This window comes from Anaeromyxobacter sp. K (assembly GCF_000020805.1).
GTDB lineage: Bacteria > Myxococcota > Myxococcia > Myxococcales > Anaeromyxobacteraceae > Anaeromyxobacter > Anaeromyxobacter dehalogenans.
In genome coordinates, this window is sequence record NC_011145.1 from 3,125,726 (window position 1) to 3,144,107 (window position 18,382).

12 protein-coding genes are annotated in these 18,382 nt (G+C 77.3%); 6 read left to right on the plus strand and 6 right to left on the minus strand.

Annotation, left to right across the window (positions count from 1 at the left end; genetic code table 11):
* Window positions 1-72 precede the first annotated feature (72 nt).
* Window positions 73-4,152: a response regulator gene (locus ANAEK_RS14085; protein ID WP_012526803.1), complete on the minus strand. Its 4,080-nt coding sequence runs from the start codon at window positions 4,150-4,152 to the stop codon at window positions 73-75.
* 199 nt (window positions 4,153-4,351) lie between these two features.
* Between ANAEK_RS14085 and ANAEK_RS14090 the strand changes: the two genes are divergently transcribed.
* Together ANAEK_RS14090 and ANAEK_RS14095 are read left to right on the plus strand one after the other, a co-directional pair.
* Complete coding sequence (locus tag ANAEK_RS14090) at window positions 4,352-4,966, plus strand: hypothetical protein (protein ID WP_232288219.1); 615 nt, start codon at window positions 4,352-4,354, stop codon at window positions 4,964-4,966.
* Window positions 4,967-5,031: 65 nt separating this feature from the next.
* The gene (locus ANAEK_RS14095; protein WP_012526805.1) at window positions 5,032-5,760 is read left to right on the plus strand and encodes a metallophosphoesterase family protein; all 729 of its coding nucleotides are present in this window, start codon (window positions 5,032-5,034) and stop codon (window positions 5,758-5,760) included.
* Between the two features lie 21 nt (window positions 5,761-5,781).
* On the opposite strand, the gene ANAEK_RS14100 is transcribed toward ANAEK_RS14095, so the two are convergent.
* The 3 genes from ANAEK_RS14100 to ANAEK_RS14110 form a co-directional block, all read right to left on the minus strand.
* Window positions 5,782-6,702, minus strand: a complete 921-nt coding sequence (locus ANAEK_RS14100) for a MoxR family ATPase (RefSeq protein ID WP_012526806.1) — start codon at window positions 6,700-6,702, stop codon at window positions 5,782-5,784.
* Between the two features lie 642 nt (window positions 6,703-7,344).
* The gene (locus ANAEK_RS14105; protein WP_012526807.1) at window positions 7,345-9,600 is read right to left on the minus strand and encodes a glycogen debranching N-terminal domain-containing protein; all 2,256 of its coding nucleotides are present in this window, start codon (window positions 9,598-9,600) and stop codon (window positions 7,345-7,347) included.
* A complete protein-coding gene (locus ANAEK_RS14110; RefSeq protein ID WP_012526808.1) occupies window positions 9,579-10,655 on the minus strand; it encodes a glycosyltransferase in 1,077 nt (358 codons plus the stop codon). Before ANAEK_RS14110 ends, ANAEK_RS14105 begins: the two co-directional genes overlap by 22 nt.
* Before the next feature lie 120 nt (window positions 10,656-10,775).
* Here ANAEK_RS14110 and ANAEK_RS14115 point away from each other — a divergent pair, with 120 nt between their 5' ends.
* From ANAEK_RS14115 to ANAEK_RS14135, 4 genes are all read left to right on the plus strand, one after another.
* Window positions 10,776-11,447 (plus strand): thioredoxin family protein, encoded by a 672-nt coding sequence (locus ANAEK_RS14115; RefSeq protein ID WP_012526809.1) that lies wholly within the window; start codon window positions 10,776-10,778, stop codon window positions 11,445-11,447.
* Between the two features lie 190 nt (window positions 11,448-11,637).
* Window positions 11,638-13,365, plus strand: coding sequence for an Ig-like domain-containing protein (locus ANAEK_RS14125; protein ID WP_012526810.1), 1,728 nt, complete (start codon window positions 11,638-11,640; stop codon window positions 13,363-13,365).
* A gap of 67 nt (window positions 13,366-13,432) precedes the next feature.
* Complete coding sequence (locus ANAEK_RS14130; protein WP_012526811.1) at window positions 13,433-14,545, plus strand: type IV pilus twitching motility protein PilT; 1,113 nt, start codon at window positions 13,433-13,435, stop codon at window positions 14,543-14,545.
* Window positions 14,542-15,432 carry a PilZ domain-containing protein gene (locus ANAEK_RS14135; RefSeq protein ID WP_012526812.1) on the plus strand — a complete coding sequence of 297 codons (891 nt, stop codon included), beginning with the start codon at window positions 14,542-14,544 and terminating at the stop codon, window positions 15,430-15,432. The genes ANAEK_RS14130 and ANAEK_RS14135 overlap by 4 nt, the downstream gene beginning before the upstream one ends.
* A 16-nt stretch (window positions 15,433-15,448) precedes the next feature.
* Here the strand turns inward: ANAEK_RS14135 and prfB are convergent.
* A protein-coding gene (gene prfB, locus ANAEK_RS14140; protein ID WP_012526813.1) for a peptide chain release factor 2 occupies window positions 15,449-16,568 on the minus strand; the annotation gives its coding sequence in 2 pieces (ribosomal slippage) (window positions 15,449-16,498 and window positions 16,500-16,568; 1,119 coding nt in all).
* A 25-nt stretch (window positions 16,569-16,593) separates the two neighbouring features.
* Window positions 16,594-18,366 (minus strand): apolipoprotein N-acyltransferase, encoded by a 1,773-nt coding sequence (gene lnt / locus ANAEK_RS14145; protein ID WP_012526814.1) that lies wholly within the window; start codon window positions 18,364-18,366, stop codon window positions 16,594-16,596.
* Window positions 18,367-18,382: the final 16 nt, after the last annotated feature.

Consider the following 18,382-nt stretch of genomic DNA (forward strand, 5'->3'; position numbering starts at 1 on the left):
GCTGGCCGGGTCCGCTGCGCCGCGCGGGCGCCGGCGCCCGCTCCGCTCGCCCGGCGCGACGGGCTGCGTCCGCTACTTGACCGGATCCTTCACCGCGGCGGCCGGCCCGGCCTCCGCGGTCGCCACGCCGGGGGCCGCCGGGGAGGCCACGTTCCGGCCGCCGCGCAGCCGCGCGACCTCGAGCTCCAGCGCCTTCTCCCGCCGCGCCCGCTCCTGCAGCGCCGCCTGCAGGCGCGACAGCTCCTGGGCGCGCGCCTGGTCGCGCCGCTGCAGCTCCTCGCGGAAGCGCGCCTGCGCCTCCTCGACCGCGCGCGCGGCGCGCCCCTCCGCCTCGCGCCGCTCTGCGCCGAGCTGATCCAGCCGGCGGGCCGCCTCCGCCGCGCGCGCCTCCGCCGCGGCCGCCCGCGCCGCCAGGTCCTTCTCGGCCCGCGCCCGCGCCTGGCCCGCGGCGGCGAGCGCCGCCTCCAGCTCCAGCACCCGCGCGCGCCCGGCCTGGGCGCCGGCGGCCTCGCGCGCCGCCTGCTCGGCCCGGACCTTCAGCTCGGCCGCCCGGGCCTCGGCGCGCGTGAGCCGGCCGAGCAGCTCGGCCTCCACGCGCTGCCGCTCGCGCAGCGCCGCGGCGAGCGACTGGTCCAGCTCGCCCGCGCGCCGCTCGGCGCGCTCGGCCCGCTCCGCCGCGGCGGCGCGCTCGGCGGCGCCCTGCTCTGCCCGCCGCTCCGCCTCCTCCAGCGCCCGCTCCGCCGCGTCGCGCCCGGCCGCGGCCGAGGTCGCGCGCTCGTCGGCCTCCGCGATCCGCCGCCGGTCCTCCTCGGCCCGCGCGGTGGCCTCCTCGGCCGCGGCGCGCTCCCGCCGCTCGGCGGCGCGGAGCCCCTCGGCCCGCGCGGTCAGCTCGGCCTGCAGGTCCTCCTCGCGGCGGGCGCGCTCGCGCGACAGCTCCTCGAAGCGCGCGTGCAGCGCCTCGGCGGCCTCGGTCTTGCGCGCCAGCTCGGAGAGCAGCTCGTCCTCGCGGCGCGCGTGCTCGGCCTCCAGCGCCGCCGCCCGCGCCCGGGACCGCTCCTCGCCCTCGGCGCGCTCGGCCGCCGCGCGCGTCAGCTCCGCCTCCAGGCGCACCCGCTCGGCGTCGGCCGCCTGCCGCGCCGCCTCCGCCCGCCGCAGGTCCTCCCGCAGGCCCCCGCGCTCGGCGCCCGCGGCCTCCAGCTCCGCGGCGAGCGCGTCGCGCTGCGTCCTCGCCTCGTCGCGCTCCCGCGACGCGTCCGCGAGCAGCCCGGCCAGCTCCTCCGCGCGCGACGCGGCGCGCCCGGCCTCGCCGGCCAGCTCGGCCTCGCGCGCCGCCGCGGCCTGCCGCGCCGCGGAGAGCTCGCCCTGCAGCCGGTCCGCCTCGCTCGACCTGGCCGCGAGCAGCCCGCCCTGCTCCTCCAGCCGGGCGCCCAGCTCGGCGACCTTCCGCTCCATCTCGCGGGAGAGCGCCTCGCGCACCTCGCGCGCCTCGGCCAGCTCGCGCTGCAGCGCCGCCACGCGATCGGCGCGCGCCGCGGCCTCGGCCTCGGCGGCCTCCGCGCGCGCCTCCGCCCTCCGGCTCGCCTCCGCGCGCGCCGCCAGCTCCGTGCCCAGCTCGCCCTCGCGCCGCTGCGCCTGCCGGCGCGCCTCGTCGCGCGCGGCCTCCGCCTGCGCCGCGGCGGCCCGGAGCGCGTCGGCCTCGCGGGCCGACTCCGCCCGCCCGGCCTCGAACGCCGCCCGCGCCTCGGCCAGCTCGGCCTCGAGCGCCTCGCCGCGGGCGCGCGCCTCCGCCTCGCGGGCCGTGAGCGCCGCCTCGCGCGCCGCGGCGGCCGACGCCTCACCGGCCGCGCTCGCCGTGGCGCGGGCGATCTCCTCCCGCGCCGCGATCACCGTGTCCTCGGCGCTGCGCGCCCGGGCCTCGGTCTCCGCCAGCGCCGCCGCGAGCTCCGCGCGCCGCTCCTCCAGCGCGCGCGCCTCGGCGCGGGCGGCGTCGCGCGCCGCGGCCGCCTCGCGCGCCCGCCCGGCCTCGGCCGCGAGCGCCTCCTCGCGCGCCGCCAGCGCCGCCCGGAGCGCGTCCCGCTCCCGGCCCGCGCCCTCCGCCAGCCCGCGCTGGCGCTCCGCCTCGGACCGCAGCGCGTCGCGCTCCTCGGTGAGCGCCGCCTCCCGGGCCGCCGCCTCCTCGCGCGTCGCCGCCAGCGCGCGGCCGACGGCCGCCGCCTCCTCCCGGGCCCGGTCGCGCTCGCGCGCCGCGGCGGCGCCGGCCGCCTCGGCCGCCTCCAGGCGCTCCGCCGCCTCCCGCGCGGCCTCGACCGCGGCGGCCCGGGCCGCGGCGCGCTCCGCCTCCAGGTCGGCCCGCAGCGCCTCGGCCTCGGCGCGCGCCTCCTCCTCGCGCTCGGCCAGCTCGCGCGCCAGCCCCTCGATCTCGCCCTCCAGCGACCCGATCTGCTGCAGGTGGTCCTGGATCTCCCGGCCGAGGTCCTCCTCGCGGCCGCGGGCGGTGTCCCGGAAGCGCTTGTACTCCTCGTCGAGCAGGCGCAGCCGCTGCTCGCGCTCGCGGATCGCGTCCTCGCGCTCGTCGATGCGCGCCTGCAGCGCCGCCTCGTTGTCGCGCGCGGCCTCCTGGGCGCGGTCGCGCTCCGCCTCGACCTCGGCGGTGGCGGCCTCCGCCGCCTGCAGCCGCGCCTCCAGCGCCGCCCGGTCCCGCTCCGCGTCGGTGCGGAGCCGATCGCGCTCGGCGCCGAGCGCCGCCTCGCGCGCCGCCGCCTCGGCGTGGCGGCGCTCGTGGTCGCCCTCGCTGGCGGCGGCCTCCTGCTGCACCCGCGCCAGCTCCTCCTCCAGCGCGCGGCGCGCCGCGGTCTGCTCCTCCAGCCGCGCCGCGGCCTCGCGCGCCGCGTCCTCCGCCGCGCGCCGCGCCTGCGCGAGCGCCTCGTCGGCGGCCGCGACCTCCTCGGTCCGGCGGGAGATCTCGTCCTGCAGCTCGCGCTCGCGCGCCTCGGCCCGGGCCGCCTCCGCGCGCGCCGCCCGGTCCATCCGGACGATCTCCTCCTGCGCGCGGTCCAGCGCGACCTTGCGGTGCGCCAGGTCGTCGTCCCGGCGCCGCACCTCGCGCTCCAGCTCGTGGATGCGCCGCTCGCTGCCGGCGACGACCTCGATGAGCTCCTTCTCCTGCCCGAACTTCTCCAGCAGGAGCCCGTCGATGGAGGCGCCGAACTCGCGCTCCTTCTCCACGAACAGGTCGCGCGCCTCGGAGAGCCGCCGCAGCAGGTCCTCGACCTGCAGCTTCGCGGCCTGCACCTCCACCTCGCGCTCGTGCATGCGGGCGTCGAACGAGGCCAGCTCGCGCTCGCGCACCGCCCAGATCTCGCCCAGCCGGGCCAGCTGCGCCTCGCGCCAGCGCAGGTCCTCGCGCAGCAGCTCGGCCCTGCCCTCCGGCGTCTGCAGCAGCTCGCGCCGCGGCGGGGGCCGGCGCCGGTGCGCGTCGGCCAGCAGGTCCTCCCGGCGCTCCGAGATCGACTGGAAGACGCGGTCCACGAACAGCCGGTCCTCGTCCGTCACCGTGGAGCGCAGCGGCTTCCGCGGCACCGGGGGCGGGGCCTCCGCGGCCGGCGGGGGCGGCGGCGCGGCGGCGGCGTCGGGGGCCGCCTCGGCGCCGCCCTCGGGCGCGGGCCCGGCGGCGCGCGCCTCCGGATCGAGGGCCGCCTCCAGCTCGGCGTCGAGCGCCTGCACCTCGTCGTCCGGCAGCACCGCGTCGTCGGCGCTCTCCGGCTCGGGCTCGGCGGCGGCCAGGATCCCGCCGGCGAGCTTGCGGAGCGCCTCGGTGTCGAGCGGCATCGCCAGGTAGCCGTTCGCGGCCCACGGCGTGCGCGCGTGCTCGGCCAGCGCCTCGGGCGCCGTCTCCGACGCGTACAGGATCACCGGCAGGCGCGCGGTGGCGCGGTCGTGCCGGAGCTGCGCGCAGAGCGAGAAGCCCGACAGGTCGGGGAGCTCGGCGCGCACCACGCACAGGTCGGGCCGGTGCGACGCGACCTCCAGCTCCGCCTCGGCGGCGCTGGCGGCGAGGCGGGTGACGCACCCGTCCTCGTGGAAGAGCGACGCCAGGGACAGCGCGAACGCGTGGTCGGGCTCGACGATGAGGACGCGCTTCGTGGGTTCCATGGTGGACCGCGGGAGGGCTCCCGCTCCGGGCAGCCGAGTGTAACCTGCCCCCGCGTCAATCTAGGCATCGGTCTTCCCGCGGAATCCGCGCACATCGGAGCCACGCCGGCCGGGTCGGCCGCGGCGGGGAGCGGGATTGCCGCCGCCCCGGGGTGGACCGAACGTGTCGGCGCCGGCGCTGCTGCGCCCGCTCCCGCCGATGCCCCTCCTCCCGCTGCTCCTCGCCGTCGCCGCCGCCGCGGGCCCCGTCGCGCCCGCCCCGGACGCGCCCCCGGAGAACCTCCTGCGCGGGCCGGCCCGCTGCGTGCTCCGATATCTCGATGCGGTGCGCCTGGCCGGGCCCCGCGCCCCGGCCGTGCGGGGGCGCGCCGGCGCGCCGGCCCCGGGCAGCTACGGCGGGGCGCGCGCGCTCACCGCCCCGCGCGCCCTCGACGACGCCGACCGCGCCACGGCGGCGGGAGGGTCTCACCCGCTCGCACCGTGGGCCGACGCCGCGCGCGGCACGGTGCTCGAGTCCTTCCAGCTCCTGGCGGTGCGGCGGGCCCCGCGCGGCACGGCGGTGGTGACGGTCCGGGAGCGCTGGTGGCGCGGCGCGGGCGCCCGCTCGCTCGCGAGCTCGGTGAGCGAGTACCTGGTCGCCCGGGTGGCGGGCGAGTGGCGGATCGCCGCCCGCAGCGCCGGGGGCACGCTCGACGACGAGGTCATCGACGTCCGCTACGGCGGCTGGTTCGATCCCCCGCCGTCCCCGGGCAGCCTCGACCCTCGCCCGGCGCGCACCACCTCGGTCCAGGGTCGGGCCGGGCCGCAGCGCTGATGGCGCCACGTTCGCGTGGAGTCCTTTCGCGGCACCGCCCTTCCGCGGGGTACACTGCGCCCGCCATGGCCCCCTCGCGCACCCTCGTCGTCGGCGACGTGCACGGCTGCCTGGGGGAGCTCGAGGACCTGCTCGCGGCCGCGCGGTACGAGCCGATGCGCGACCGGCTGGTGTTCCTCGGCGACCTGGTGGACCGCGGCCCGGACCCGGTGGGCGTGGTCCGGCGCGTCCGCGCGCTCGGCGCCGACTGCCTGCTCGGCAACCACGAGGAGAAGCACCTCCGCTACGCGGCGCACGAGGCGCGGCGCCGCGAGGACCCGCGCCACCGGAACCCCGTCCGGCTCGATCCCCGGCGCACCGAGGAGCACCTGCGGCTCTCGCCCGACGACCTGGCCTGGATGGCCGCGCTGCCGCGCGCGCTCCGGCTCGACGGCGGATGGCTCGCGGTGCACGGCGGGCTGCTGCCGGGCCGCCCGCTCTCGCGCCAGCCGCCGGACTGGCTCATACGGCTGCGCTTCCTCGACGCCAGCGGCAAGCCGGTGTCGCGGGAGCACGGCGGCGAGCCGGGCGTGGTGCGCTGGGCGGAGCGGTGGACCGGGCCGAGCTCGGTGGTCTACGGGCACCACGCGCGCGACGAGGTGGTGGTGGACGAGCCGGCGCCCGGCGTCCGGTGCGTCGGGATCGACACCGGGTGCGTCTACGGGGGGAAGCTCACCGCGCTCGCGCTGCCGTCCGGCGAGCGCGTCCAGGTCCCCTCGCGCCAGCGGAAGGCGACGCCCGAGCAGGATGATTAGCGGCTTCGCCGCGCGCTCGGCCTAGCCCAGCTGCGCCGCCGCGGCGAGCTCGCCCTTGCGCTCGCGCGCGAGCGCCACGTCGGCCTCGTACTTGAGCGCGAGGTTGAGCGTCTGGTCGAGCAGCGCGGCGTCGAGCCGCTCCGCGTTCAGGATCGCGAGCGCCCGCACCCAGTCCAGCGTCTCCGAGATCGAGGGCGCCTTCTTCAGGTCGAGCGTGCGGAGCTTCTGGACGGTCGCCACCACGGAGCGCGCCAGCGCCTCGGAGGCCTCCGGCGCGCGGGCGCGCACGATGGCCAGCTCGCGCTCGCGCGTCGGGAAGTCGATGAACAGGTGGAGGCAGCGCCGCTTCAGCGCGTCGGAGAGATCGCGGGCCGCGTTGGAGGTGAGCACCACCCGCGGGACCTGGCGCGCGCGGACGGTCCCGAGCTCCGGCACGGTCACCGCCCAGTCCGACAGCACCTCGAGCAGGAAGGCCTCGAACTCCGGATCGGCCTTGTCGATCTCGTCCACCAGGAGCAGCGCCGGGCGGTCGCTGGTGAGCGCGCGCAGCACCGGGCGCGGCACGAGGAACCGCTCGCTGAAGAACACGTTCCCCTCTCCGGCGATCCGGTCGGCCGCCTCGGCGAGGCTGCCGGCGCCCTCCACCGCGGCGCCGATCCGGTCCTTGAGGAGCTGCGTGTACAGGAGCTGCTTCGCGTACTCCCACTCGTACAGCGCCTTGGACTCGTCCAGCCCCTCGTAGCACTGCAGCCGGATCACGATGCGGCCGGCCGCCCGCGCGAACGCGTGCGCCAGCTCGGTCTTGCCCACGCCGGCGGGGCCCTCGACCAGGACGGGCTTCTCGAGCCGGTCGGCCAGGTAGACCGCCGTCGCGATCTCGCGCGAGGGCAGGTACCCCGCCTCGGCCAGCTTCGCGGACACCTCGTCGACCGATCCGAACATCGCCCCTCCGCCGCCGCGCCCGGGCGGCCCGCCAAGCCTAACCCCGCGGCGGGGGCGGGGCGAGCCGAACGCCTTCCTGCCATCGGCGCCGGACCTTCCTGTCGCCTGCGACGCACCGAATTACAGCCCGATCCCGGCCCGGGCGTGCGCAATCGCCGGATTTCACGGACGCGCCCGCCCGGCGGGCCGCGGCACGCGGATTGTAGCTGGGGAGCGCGAGTCCCGCCGGAGGCCGGCCATGGACCCCGCCGTCACGCAGCTCCCGCCAAACGCTCGAAGCGCGGGGCCCGCCTCCCGTCGCACGTCCTGATCGAAGCGAGGCCGGCCGCTCGATCCTCTCCACCGCCGCAGCCGTCCTGCGGGACGCGCGGCGGACATTGCTGGGGTGGTGCCCGGCGCGGGTGCGCCGGCGGGGCCGCGCGCGAGCGCGGCCCGCTTCATTTCCCCGGACCCCTGCGGCGATGCGGACCGGGCCGGCTCAGAGCGCGTGAATCCATCCCCGGACCGAGCCAGGCGGTCGAGACGCGAGCAGCGCGAGGCGCGACGACCGAGCATGCCCGTCGGCATGTGAGGGAGGAGCAACGACGCGATGCGACGCGGATCGGCCGCCGCGGCGACGGGAGGGGATGGGTTCTCGTGCTCTCAGACCTCGATCCGCACCTTCAGGTCGCCCCCCTGGATCTCCAGCACCTCGGCGAACGCGTTCGCCTTGCCACGCGTGAAGCGGAGGCTGACCCGGGCGGGACCGACGCGGAGCCCGTGCAGCACCAGCTCGTCCAGCCAGGGCGGCAGCCAGGGCTGCACCACGCGCAGCGTCCGGCGCGGCGCGTCCGCCTGCAGGCCGAGCACCGCCCGCACGAGCAGGAACCACGCCGCCGAGGACCACGCCTGCGGCGAGCAGGCCACCGGGTAGCTCACCGGGAACTGCCCCGCCGAGCGCGACAGGCCGCAGAACAGCTCGGGCATGCGGAGCTGGCGGAAGTGCTGCGCCGCGTCCCAGAGCCCGGTCAGCACCTGCCCCGCCTGCCGCGTCATGCCGTAGGCGGCCATGCCCATGGCGCAGAGCGCGTTGTCATGCGGCCACACGGTGCCGTCGTGGTAGCTGAGCGGGTTGTAGGCGCGCTGGCCGGCCGCGAGCGTCCGGATGCCCCACCCGCTCCACGACTCGCGCCCGAGCAGCGACGCCGCCACCTGGTGCGCGCGCGCGTCGGAGACGGCGCCCGAGAACAGCAGGTGCCCCGGGTTGGAGGTCACCGCGTCCACCTGGCGCTCGTCGCGGTCGAGCGCGATGGCGTAGGTCCCCTTCCGCTCCATCCAGAAGCGCTCCTCCAGCCGCTCCGCGTGCAGCCGCGCCGCCGTCACCAGCGCCTGCGCCTCGGAGCGCCGCCCCCTGCGCCGGAGCAGCGCCGCCATGCGCCGGCGCGCGTCGATGCAGTAGCCCTGCACCTCCACCAGCGCGATGGGGGGCTCGGCCGGCGTGCCGTCCGCGAACGGCACGCCGTCGTGGCTGTCCTTCCAGCCCTGGTTGCGCAGCCCCTGCTGCGTGCGGCGCTGGTACTCCACCAGCCCGTCGTCGTCGGGATCCGCCCAGCGATCCATCCACGCGAGCGCGCGCTCCGCCGCGGGGAGCAGCGCCTCCACCGTCTCGTGGTCGTCGGTCCACAGGTCGTACTCGGAGAGCAGCACCAGGAACAGCGGCGTCGCGTCCACCGAGCCGTAGTACGGCGTGTGCGGGACCTCGCCGGCCGCGGCCATCTCGCCGAAGCGGATCTCGTGCGGGATCTTGCCGGGCTCCTCGTCGCGGCTCGGGTCGTCGCGCTCGCCCTGCAGCCGCGCCAGGAACCGGAGCGCGTCGCGCGCCACCTCGGGCTGCGCGACGAGCGCCTCGTACCCCGCGATGAGCGCGTCGCGGCCGAACGGGCAGGTGTACCAGGGGATGCCCGCGGAGATGACCGGCGCGCCGAAGTGGTAGACCGTGAGCGCCTTCAGGTCCGCGACCGCCTGCTCGAGCGCCGAGGTGAAGAGGTCGTTCGAGGCGACGAACCGGGTGGCCTGCGCGGCGTACGCCGAGTACGCCTCGCGCGTGCACGACGCCCGGGCGCCGAACGACCGCGGCGCGGGCGGCGGCACCGGCCGCTCCTCGTCGAGGCCGCGGGCCCGCCCCGGCGCCCCGCGCTCGATGCCGGCCGCCACCGCGAAGTGGACCTCGACGTGCTCGGCCGGCTCGAGGTGCAGCCTCACGCGGGCGCCCCGGGCGTCCAGCGAGGCGAGCGCCGCCGGCGCCCCGTCGGACCCCACCCCGCGGATCCGTACCTCGGTGGCGTAGCGCCGGCCGTCGCGGCCGTCGTAGCGCAGCACCACCTGGTCCCGCTCCACCCGCGGCGCGTGGTAGGTGCCGCGCTCGCGGCGGCGGGCGCCCCGGATCTCGAAGACGTCCGCGAAGTCGGCCGCCCACTCGAGCGCGATCCACGCGTCCACCGCCTTGCCCTGGAAGTTCGTGAGCACCAGCCGGTCCACCAGCACGTCGTCGATGAGCATGTCCCGGCGCAGGTGGACGTAGTTGAGCGGCTCGCGGCCGAGCAGGTCGCCCTCGTGCAGGCTGGTGACGGTGAAGTCCACCTGGGCCACGTAGTCCGAGGAGACCTGCGACGACAGGCAGAGCAGCGGCCCGCCGGACACCGACATGCGCCAGGCGGACAGGTGCCGGGTGTCGGTGAGGAACAGGCCGAGGTCCCGCGCGCCGGCGGGCATCACGTCCCCGAGCCGGTTGGCGACCAGGAACAGGTTGCCGCGCTTCAGGACGAGCTTGTCTACCCCGGTCGCCTCCGGGCGGTCGGACGGGTCGGCGTAGCCGAGCAGCTCCTCCGGGCGTGCCATCACGGTGCGACCGTCGTCCACTCTCCCCCCTCGCCCACGGCGGGGACCGTCGGCTCCGCGCGCGCCGCGGCGGCCCGGTACGCCGCGACGTAGTCCGCGGCCATCCGGTCCGCCGAGAACCGCTCGCGCGCCCGCCGCTGGATCTCCCGCCGATCGAGCCGCGCCGCGCGCCCGAGCGCCGCCGCCATCTCCGCCGCGCTGCGCACCAGGAACCCGTCGGCCCCGTCCACCACGATCTCCGGCGCGGCGCCGAGCGGGAACGCCACCACCGGGCAGCCCGCCAGCAGCGCCTCGATCATCACCAGCCCGAACGGCTCCTCCCATCGCAGCGGCACGAGCAGCGCGCGGGCCCGGGCCAGCAGGCGCCGCTTGTCCGCGAGGCCGGCGCGCCGCGCCCAGGAGACGTGCGGCGCCGCCAGCGACGGCGAGAGCACCTCCTCGTCCCAGGCCTCCGGGTGGTCGTCCTCGCCGTGCACGTCGCCGGCCACGTCGATGCGCAGGCCCGCCCGCCGCGCCGCCTCGACCGCCACCTCGGGCGCCTTGCACCAGGAGAGCCGTCCCAGGAAGAACGCGCCGCCGCCGCCGTCGCCCTCGCGCACGTCGGGGTAGAGGGCCGGGTCGAGCCCGTGGTGGATCACGCGGTGCGCCGGCGGCGAGGACAGCTCGGCCTGCCGCCGCGAGATGGCGACGCGCAGCACCGCCGGGACGCGCGCGTAGAAGCGCGCGAGCGCCGGGTCGGGCGCGTGGTGCAGGGTGTAGACGACCGGCGCGGGCAGCGCGCCGGCGAACGCGAGCATGGCCGGGAGGTGCGCGTGCACCACGTCGAAGCCGCCGCGGGCGATCTCCGCCGCGGCGAAGCGGCAGTGGAGCAGCTCGGCGTAGGGCTCGGGCGGCCAGACCGGCGCCTCGAAGGTCGCGCGGAGCCCGGGAACCCGGGAGTCGCCGGTCGCGAACACCGCCACCCGGTGCCCCGCCCGCACCAGCGCGCGGGCCAGCGCGTCCACCACCAGCTCGGTCCCGCCGTACGCCGGGGGCGGCACCGCCACGAAGGGAGTCGAGACGATCGCGACGTGCACGATGTCAAAGCTAGGACCGGCGCCCGGCGCGGACCACCGCCGAGCGCCCGGGCGCGTGCGCCGGCGCCGGCCCGGCGCTAGGTATGGACGCTCGCGGCCCGGAGGCCGCGCGGAGGCCACATGGCGCTGATCGGGAAGGACGACGCGGAGGAGATCCGCGCGGAGCTGGAAGGCGCGCTGCAGGGCGACGTCAAGCTGACGCTCGTCGGCCCGAGCGCCCTCGCCCCGCCGGCGCGGGATCTCACCCCGCAGATCCGCCAGCTGCTGGAGGAGGTGGCGGCGCTGTCGCCCAAGCTCGCGTTCGAGTACCTCGACCTGCCCACCCCCGCGCAGCGCGAGGCGCTCGGGCTGGCGACGGACGAGGTCGGCCCGCTCACGCTCCTCTCCGGCGCGGCGCGCGGGCGGGTGCGCTACCTCGGGGCGCCCGCCGGCCACGAGTTCCCGAACCTCGTGAACGGCATCATCGACGTGTCGCGCGGCGAGTCCGGGCTGTCGCCCGCCTCGCGCGAGGCGCTCGCCCGGATCTCACGACCGGTGCACATCAAGGTGTTCTTCACGCCCACTTGACCGTACTGCCCCCAGGCGGCCGGTCTGGCCCATGCCATCGCGGTGGAGAGCGCCCACGTCGTCGCCGACGCCATCGAGGCCCAGGAGTTCCCCGACCTGGCGGCGCGGTACCAGGTCATGGGCGTGCCCAAGACGATCGTGAACGACGTCGAGGAGTTCGTCGGCGCCGTCCCCGAGGACGAGTTCGTGGCGCACGTGCTCCGGGCGGCCGGCGTGCCGGCCTGACCGGCCGAGGGACGGCGCCCGCGGCGCGACGCTCGCGCACCCTCGGCCCTGCCGCCTTGGTGCGTGCCGCGATCGCGCGTCGCGCGGTCGCGCGGGTGGCCAGGCGATCGCCCCCCTGGCAGCATCCCCTGCACGCCTCGTCGCGCCGGGTCGGGGGACCCGGGCGCCGGGCGCACGGATCGGGGGATCCATGCAGCCGAAGTCCGCCTTCCGGCGCGCGCACGTCGCGCGCCTCGCCACGCTCGCGCTCGCCGCCGCGGCCCTCGCGGCCTGCTCGTCCGGCGGCGGCGCGCCGGCGCCGTCCGCGCCGTCCGCGCCGCAGGAGCCCGCCGGCGGCACGCCGGTCCCGAGGTCGATCTCGGTGTCGCCGGCGGCCACCACGCTCGCGGCCGGCTTCACCGAGAGGCTCACCGCGATCGCCACCTTCTCCGACGGCTCGAAGCGGGACGTCACCGCCACCGCCGCCTGGGAGTCCTCGGCGCCGGCCACGGCCGCGGTGGTGGCCGGCGAGGTCACCGGCGTCGCGCCCGGCGCGGCGACGCTGGGGGCGCGCTGGTCCGGGCTGCACGGCGCCAGCGAGGTGACGGTCACCTCGGCCGTCCTCCAATCGATCGTCGTGACCCCGCCGTTCCCGAGCCTGCCGCTCGGCGCCGACCTGCAGCTCGCCGCGACCGGGCTGTTCTCGGACGGCAGCGCGCGCGACGTGACCGCGGAGGCGGCCTGGGAGAGCGCCGCCCCGGCGGTCGCGGCCGTGCCGTCGCCCGGCCTGGTGCACCCGGCCGCCACCGGCGACGCGTCCGTCTCGGCCACGCTGGCAGGGGTGAGCGGCGCCACCACGGTCAGCGTGACCGCCGCCACGCTCGAGTCGCTCGACGTGTACCCGGGGGCCGCCACCCTGGCCCGCGGCACCTCGACCGCGTTCACCGCGCTCGGGACCTACTCCGACGGCACCTCCGCGGACCTCACCGCCCAGGCGGCCTGGGACACGAGCGGGCCGGAGGTGACGCTCTCCGCGCCCGGCCTCGAGGGCGTGGTGGTCACCGGGGCCGCCGAGGGCACCGCGACCGTCACGGCGGCGTTCGGCGGCCTCACCAGCGCGGCGGCGGTGACGGTCACCGCGGCCGGGCTGACCGGGCTCGCGGTGTCCCCGGCCGCGCTCGACCTGCCGGTGGGCCTCTCCGGACCGCTCACCGCGACCGGCACGTTCTCCGACGGCTCGACCCAGGACCTGACGGCGCAGGTGGCGTGGGTGTCCTCCGCCGCCGCGGTGGCGGCGCCCTCCAACGCGCCCGGGAGCGAGGGGCTCGTCAGCGCGCTCTCGGCCGGCGACGCCACCGTCAGCGCGACGCTGTTCGGCCGGACCGCCTCGGCCGCGGTGACCGTCCGCGCGGCGGCGCTGCGGTCCATCGCGGTGACGCCCGGCGCCGCGTCGGTGCCCGCGGGCTACCAGGTCCGGTTCCAGGCGACCGGCACCTACAGCGACGGCTCGTCGCACGATCTCACCGGCAGCGCCGTCTGGATCAGCGCCGACCCGGCGGTGGCGACGGTGGTGGCCACCGGGACGGGCGCGGGCACGGCCACCGGCGTGGCGCCCGGGACCGCCCGGATCTCGGCGGCGCTCGGCGGCGTGACCGGCGAGGCGACGCTGACGGTGGGCTCGGCCCGGCTCGTCTCGGTGGCGGTGTCACCCTCCCCGTTCGACGTGGGGGTGGGCGGAACGGCGCAGCTCACCGCCACCGGCACGTTCAGCGACGGCAGCACGCTCGACGTCACGCGGCAGAGCGTCTGGAGCTCCGGCACCAAGTCGATCGCGACCGTCTCCCGGGCCGGCGTGGTGACCGGGCTGCGGGCCGGGGCGGTGACCGTCCAGGCGAACCGCGCCGGCAGGAAGGCCCGCGCCGACGGCACGGTCCGGTGAGGAAGCGGGGGCGCGGCCCGCGACCTTGCTGGCCGCGCCCCCCGGTTGACGCTAGACTCACCGTCTTATGGAAGGACAGGGTCCGCTCAGCGAGGAGCTGTTCCACTCGTTCCTGCAGCTCGCCGTGAAGCGCCAGGCGAGCGACGTGCACTTCGAGGTGGGCTACCCCCCCACCTACCGGGTGTTCGGGGAGCTGCTGGCCGCGAAGTACCCGCCGCTGACGCACGCCGACACGGAGGCGATCGCGAACTTCGTCCTCCAGGCGCCGGGCTCCGGGTTCACCCCGCTCGACTTCCGCGAGGTGGACCGCAGCTACTCGCTGCCCGGGGTGTCGCGCTTCCGCGCGTCCATCTTCAAGCAGCGCGGGAGCTGGGGCGCGGTGATGCGCACCATCCCGTTCCAGATCCCGGACTTCGACACGCTGAACCTGCCGCCCGTCATCCGCACCATCGCCGAGGCGCGCCGCGGGCTCATCTGCGTGACCGGCGCCACCGGCAACGGCAAGTCCACCACCATCGCCAGCATCATCAACACGATCATCCAGCAGGAGCGGCTGCACGTCGTCACGGTCGAGGATCCCATCGAGTTCATCTTCGCCGGCGGCAAGGGCCTCGTGATCCAGCGCGAGGTCGGCTCGGACACGGCCAGCTACAGCGACGCGCTGCGCGCCGCGCTCCGGCAGGACCCCGACATCATCATGGTGGGCGAGCTGCGCGACCGCGAGGCCGCCGACATCTGCCTGAAGGCGGCGGAGACCGGCCACCTCGTCATCACCTCGCTGCACACGCCGGACGTGCCCCGCGCGGTCGGGCGCATCGTGGGCCTGTTCCCGGCCGACGAGCAGGACAGCGTCCGGGCGCGGCTCGCCGACAACCTGCAGGCGGTCATCGCGCTCCGGCTGCTCATGCGCGCCGACGCCACCGGGCTCATCCCCGGGGTCGAGTCGCTGCTCGCCACCACCAGCGTGCGCGAGCTGATCCGCGACGGCTCCAAGGTCAACGAGCTGCGCACGTACATGGACACCGCCGGCGCCGACCTGGGCATGCACAGCTTCGATCAGTACCTGTACCGGCTGCACGAGGCGAAGCGCATCGGCCTCGACACCGCGCTCGCGAACGCGACGCACCGCGCCGACCTGGAGCGGCGGATCATGATGGAGACCGGAGGCCGCCCCGCGTGATCGCCGCCGGCGCCCCAGCGGCGTCGCGCGTTCTGGTGGTGGGCTCGGACGCCGACGTCTCCATCGCGCTGCACCTGCACCTCGAGCGTGCGGGGCACGCGGTCTATTGCCTCCCCGGCCCCGGGGAGCTCGAGTCGTTCGTGCGCGCCGCCGCGCCGCACACGGTGGTGCTGCTGCTCCCGGCGGTGCCCGACGGCACCTGGGGCGCCGCGCTCACCACCGCCGCCAGCGCCGCCCGCGTCGGCGTGCGGGTGGTGATGGTCGCGCCGTCGCGCGAGATCGTGGAGCCGCTCGCGGCGGTGGCGGGCGCGGAGCGCGCGCTGGCGCGCGCCGAGGTGCTCTCGCGCCCGCTGGTCGTCATGGAGCGGCTGCCGGGCAGCGCCCCGCCCCCTGCCCCGCCGAACCCGCCGCCGCCCGGGGCGACCCCGGCCGACGTGCTGCGCGCGGCCTCGTCCGTGCTCGTCCCGGATCCACCCCTGTCGCGGCCGCGCGCGCCGTCGGTGGACCTGATGGCCCTCATCGACGAGGAGCTGGAGGACGAGCCGAAGGCCCGCCCCAGCGTCACCCGGGTCGAGGTGAACGTCAGCCTGGTCTCGGAGCACAACTTCTACGTGGGCGCGACGCGCCGGGTGGACTCCGGCGGCGTGTTCATCGCCACGGCGCTGCCCCCGGCGGTCGGCACCCGGCTGCAGGTGCGGCTCGGCCTCGCCGACGGGCGCAAGCTGGACCTCGAGGGCGAGGTCGCGTTCGTGCGCGAGAAGAGCGCCACCACCGGCCGGCAGCCCTCCGGCTGCGGGGTGAAGCTGCTCGGGCTGCCGGGCTGGGCGGTGGACGCGATCGACCGCTTCACGCTCGCGCGGCAGCCCATCGTCTACACGCCGCGGTAGCGGCGCCGGGCCGGGGTCACTCGTCCACGGCGCGGTCGGTGCGCCGCACGCCCATCAGGTAGGGCTGGATGAACGGGTCGAGGTCGCCGTCCAGGACGTCGTCCACCTTGCCCGTCTCCACCCCGGTGCGCAGGTCCTTCACCATCTGGTAGGGCTGCAGCACGTAGCTGCGGATCTGCGAGCCGAAGTCGATGTCCTTCTTCAGCGCCTCGGCGGCGTCGCGGGCCGCCGCGCGCTTCTTCTCCTCGAGGTCGTAGAGCTTGGCGCGCAGGATCTTCCAGGCCACGCTGCGGTTCTTCTGCTGGCTGCGCTCGTTCTGCACCGCCACCACGATGCCGGTGGGCAGGTGCGTCATGCGCACCGCGGAGTCGGTCTTGTTCACCTTCTGGCCGCCGGCGCCCGACGATCGGTAGGTGTCGATGCGGACGTCGGCCTCCTTGATGTCGATGACGATGTCGTCCTCGATCTCGGGGGTCACGTCCACCGCCGCGAAGCTGGTCTGGCGGCGCGCGTTCTGGTCGAACGGGCTGATGCGGACCAGCCGGTGCACGCCCTTCTCGGCCTTCAGCCAGCCGTAGGGGTGATCGCCGCGGACGATGAACGAGGCGGAGCTGATCCCGGCCTCCTCGCCCGCGACCAGGTCGGCCGGCTCGACCTCCCAGCCGCGCCGCTCGCAGTAGCGCACGTACATCCGGTACAGCATGGCGGCCCAGTCCATCGCCTCCACGCCGCCGGCGCCGCTCTTCACCTCCACGATGGCGCCGGCCGCGTCGTGCGGGCCGGAGAGCATCTTCTGCAGCTCGAGCCCCTCGAGCTGGCGGCCCACCGCCTCGGCGGCCTCGGCCGCCTCGGCGCGGGTGGCGTCGTCGCGCGCCTCCTCGGCGAGCTCGCTCAGCGCCTGCGCGTCGTCGAGCGCGCGGCGGACCGCGGCGCAGGCCTGGGTCACCTGCTCGAGCTGGGCCTTCTCCTTCAGCAGCGCCTGGGCCTTGACGTTGTCGGTCCAGAACGCCGGGTCCTCGGAGAGCTTCGAGATCTCCGCGACCCTCAGCTCCTTCCGCTCGACGTCAAAGCGACCCCCGGAGCGCCTCCAGGCGGCGGGAGAGCTCGGCGATGCGCTCGGCGGTGGGGGAAGCCATGGCTCGGGTCCTCCGGGTTCCTTCGCTACGCGGCGGCGCTCCGGCCGTCCCGGCCCTCCCGGCGCACGCGACGGGCGAGCGCGGGGTGGGTGGCCGCCAGGGCGGCGGCGGCGACGAGCGCGCTGGCCCAGGCGAAGAGGTCGCCGACTGTAGTGTAGAGCGTGCGCCCCCGCAACCGCGGGACGCGGGCGAGCAGCAGCCGGGCCGGCTCCTGCGGGTCCGGCGCGAGATCGGGATCCACCGGGCCGACGTCGAGCGCGCCCGGCGCCAGCTCGCCGGTGGGCAGGATCACCGCCGACACCCCGGCGTAGGCGGGCCGGACCACCGCGCGGCGCGCCTCGACCGCGCGCATGCGCACGATGGCGAGGAACTGGTACGGGCCCGACGAGTAGCCGTACCAGGCGTCGTTGGTGGGGTTCACCAGGAGCTCGGGCTCCGGCTCGCCGCGCGCGAACGCCACGTTGATCTCCGGGAAGATCGCGTCGTAGCAGATCATGGGCGCGACGCGGACCGGCCCGGCGGCCGCGGGAGGCGGCGCGTCGTCCCCGACGGCGGGCGCGCCCGGGACGGCCGAGGCGAGCGCGGGCCCGGCGGCCGGCGCGGCGGCGAGCGGGAACTCGAGCACGGTGAGCTCGCGGCCCGGCTCGGCCGGCGCGAGGCTCGGCACGAGGTGACCCACGAACGGCAGCCAGCGCTGCAGCGGCACGTACTCGCCGAACGGCACGAGGTGATGCTTCAGGTACTTCCCCAGGACCTGCCGCCCGGGCGAGACCATGAACTGCGCGTTGCCGACCCGCGGGACGCGCTCGCCGTTCGCCCCGCGGGTCCACTCGACGGTGGTCGCCCCGAGCAGCACGTGCGCGCGCTCGAGCGGCGGCAGCCCGGCGGCGGGCGTCGCGAAGCTCCGGACGTCGGGCGCCACGTACAGCGGGTAGGCCGCCTCGGGCCACGCCACCAGGTCGGCGCCGGCGCGGTCCGCCTCGAGCGTGGGCGGCACGAGCCGCGCCAGGATCTGCGCGCGGTGGTTGCGCGCCGCGTTCTTCACCGACTGGTCCACGTTCGGCTGGACCACGCCGACCGTGATCGACGGCGCCGCGGCGGCCTCGGCGCGCACCGCGCGCACCCGCAGCGCGCCGCCCGCGACGACCGCCGCGACCAGCGCCGCGGTCCCGGCCAGCGCCCGCCGCGGGAGCGGCCGCCGCTCGCGCCGGGCCTCGAGCGCCTCCGCCAGCACCGCGTTCACCAGCACCACCAGCGCCGCGATCCCGTACACGCCGGTCGCGGCCGCGAGCTGCGCCACCACCGGCGTGCGCGCCTGGGTGTAGCCCACGTTCGCCCAGGGGAACCCGGAGAACAGGTAGTTGCGCGACAGCTCGAACGCGACCCACACCGGCGGGAGCACCGCCCAGGCCGGCCAGCCCAGCCGCGCGCGGATGCGCTGCGCGACCGCGAACGCGGCGGCCCAGTGCGCCGCCATGTACAGCACCAGCAGCGACAGCGCGAACACCGAGAACGCGAGCGACAGGCCGCCGAACGCGGTCATCGCGTGCGAGACCCAGTAGATGGCGGCGAAGAAGTAGGCGAGGCCGCCCGCGAGGCCGAGGCGCGCCGCCTGCCACGCCCCCCGCGCGCGCCGCAGCGCCACGAACGCGGGCACGAGCGCCACCCAGGCGAGGAGCTCCAGCCGGCCGGCCGGGTCCACCTCCCGGATCGAGAGGAACGGCACCACCAGCGGCAGCGCCAGCGCGAGCGCGAGGCCGGAGGCGATCGCGAGGAGGTAGGGGACGAGGCGCGTCATCGAGCGTTCCTGCGGC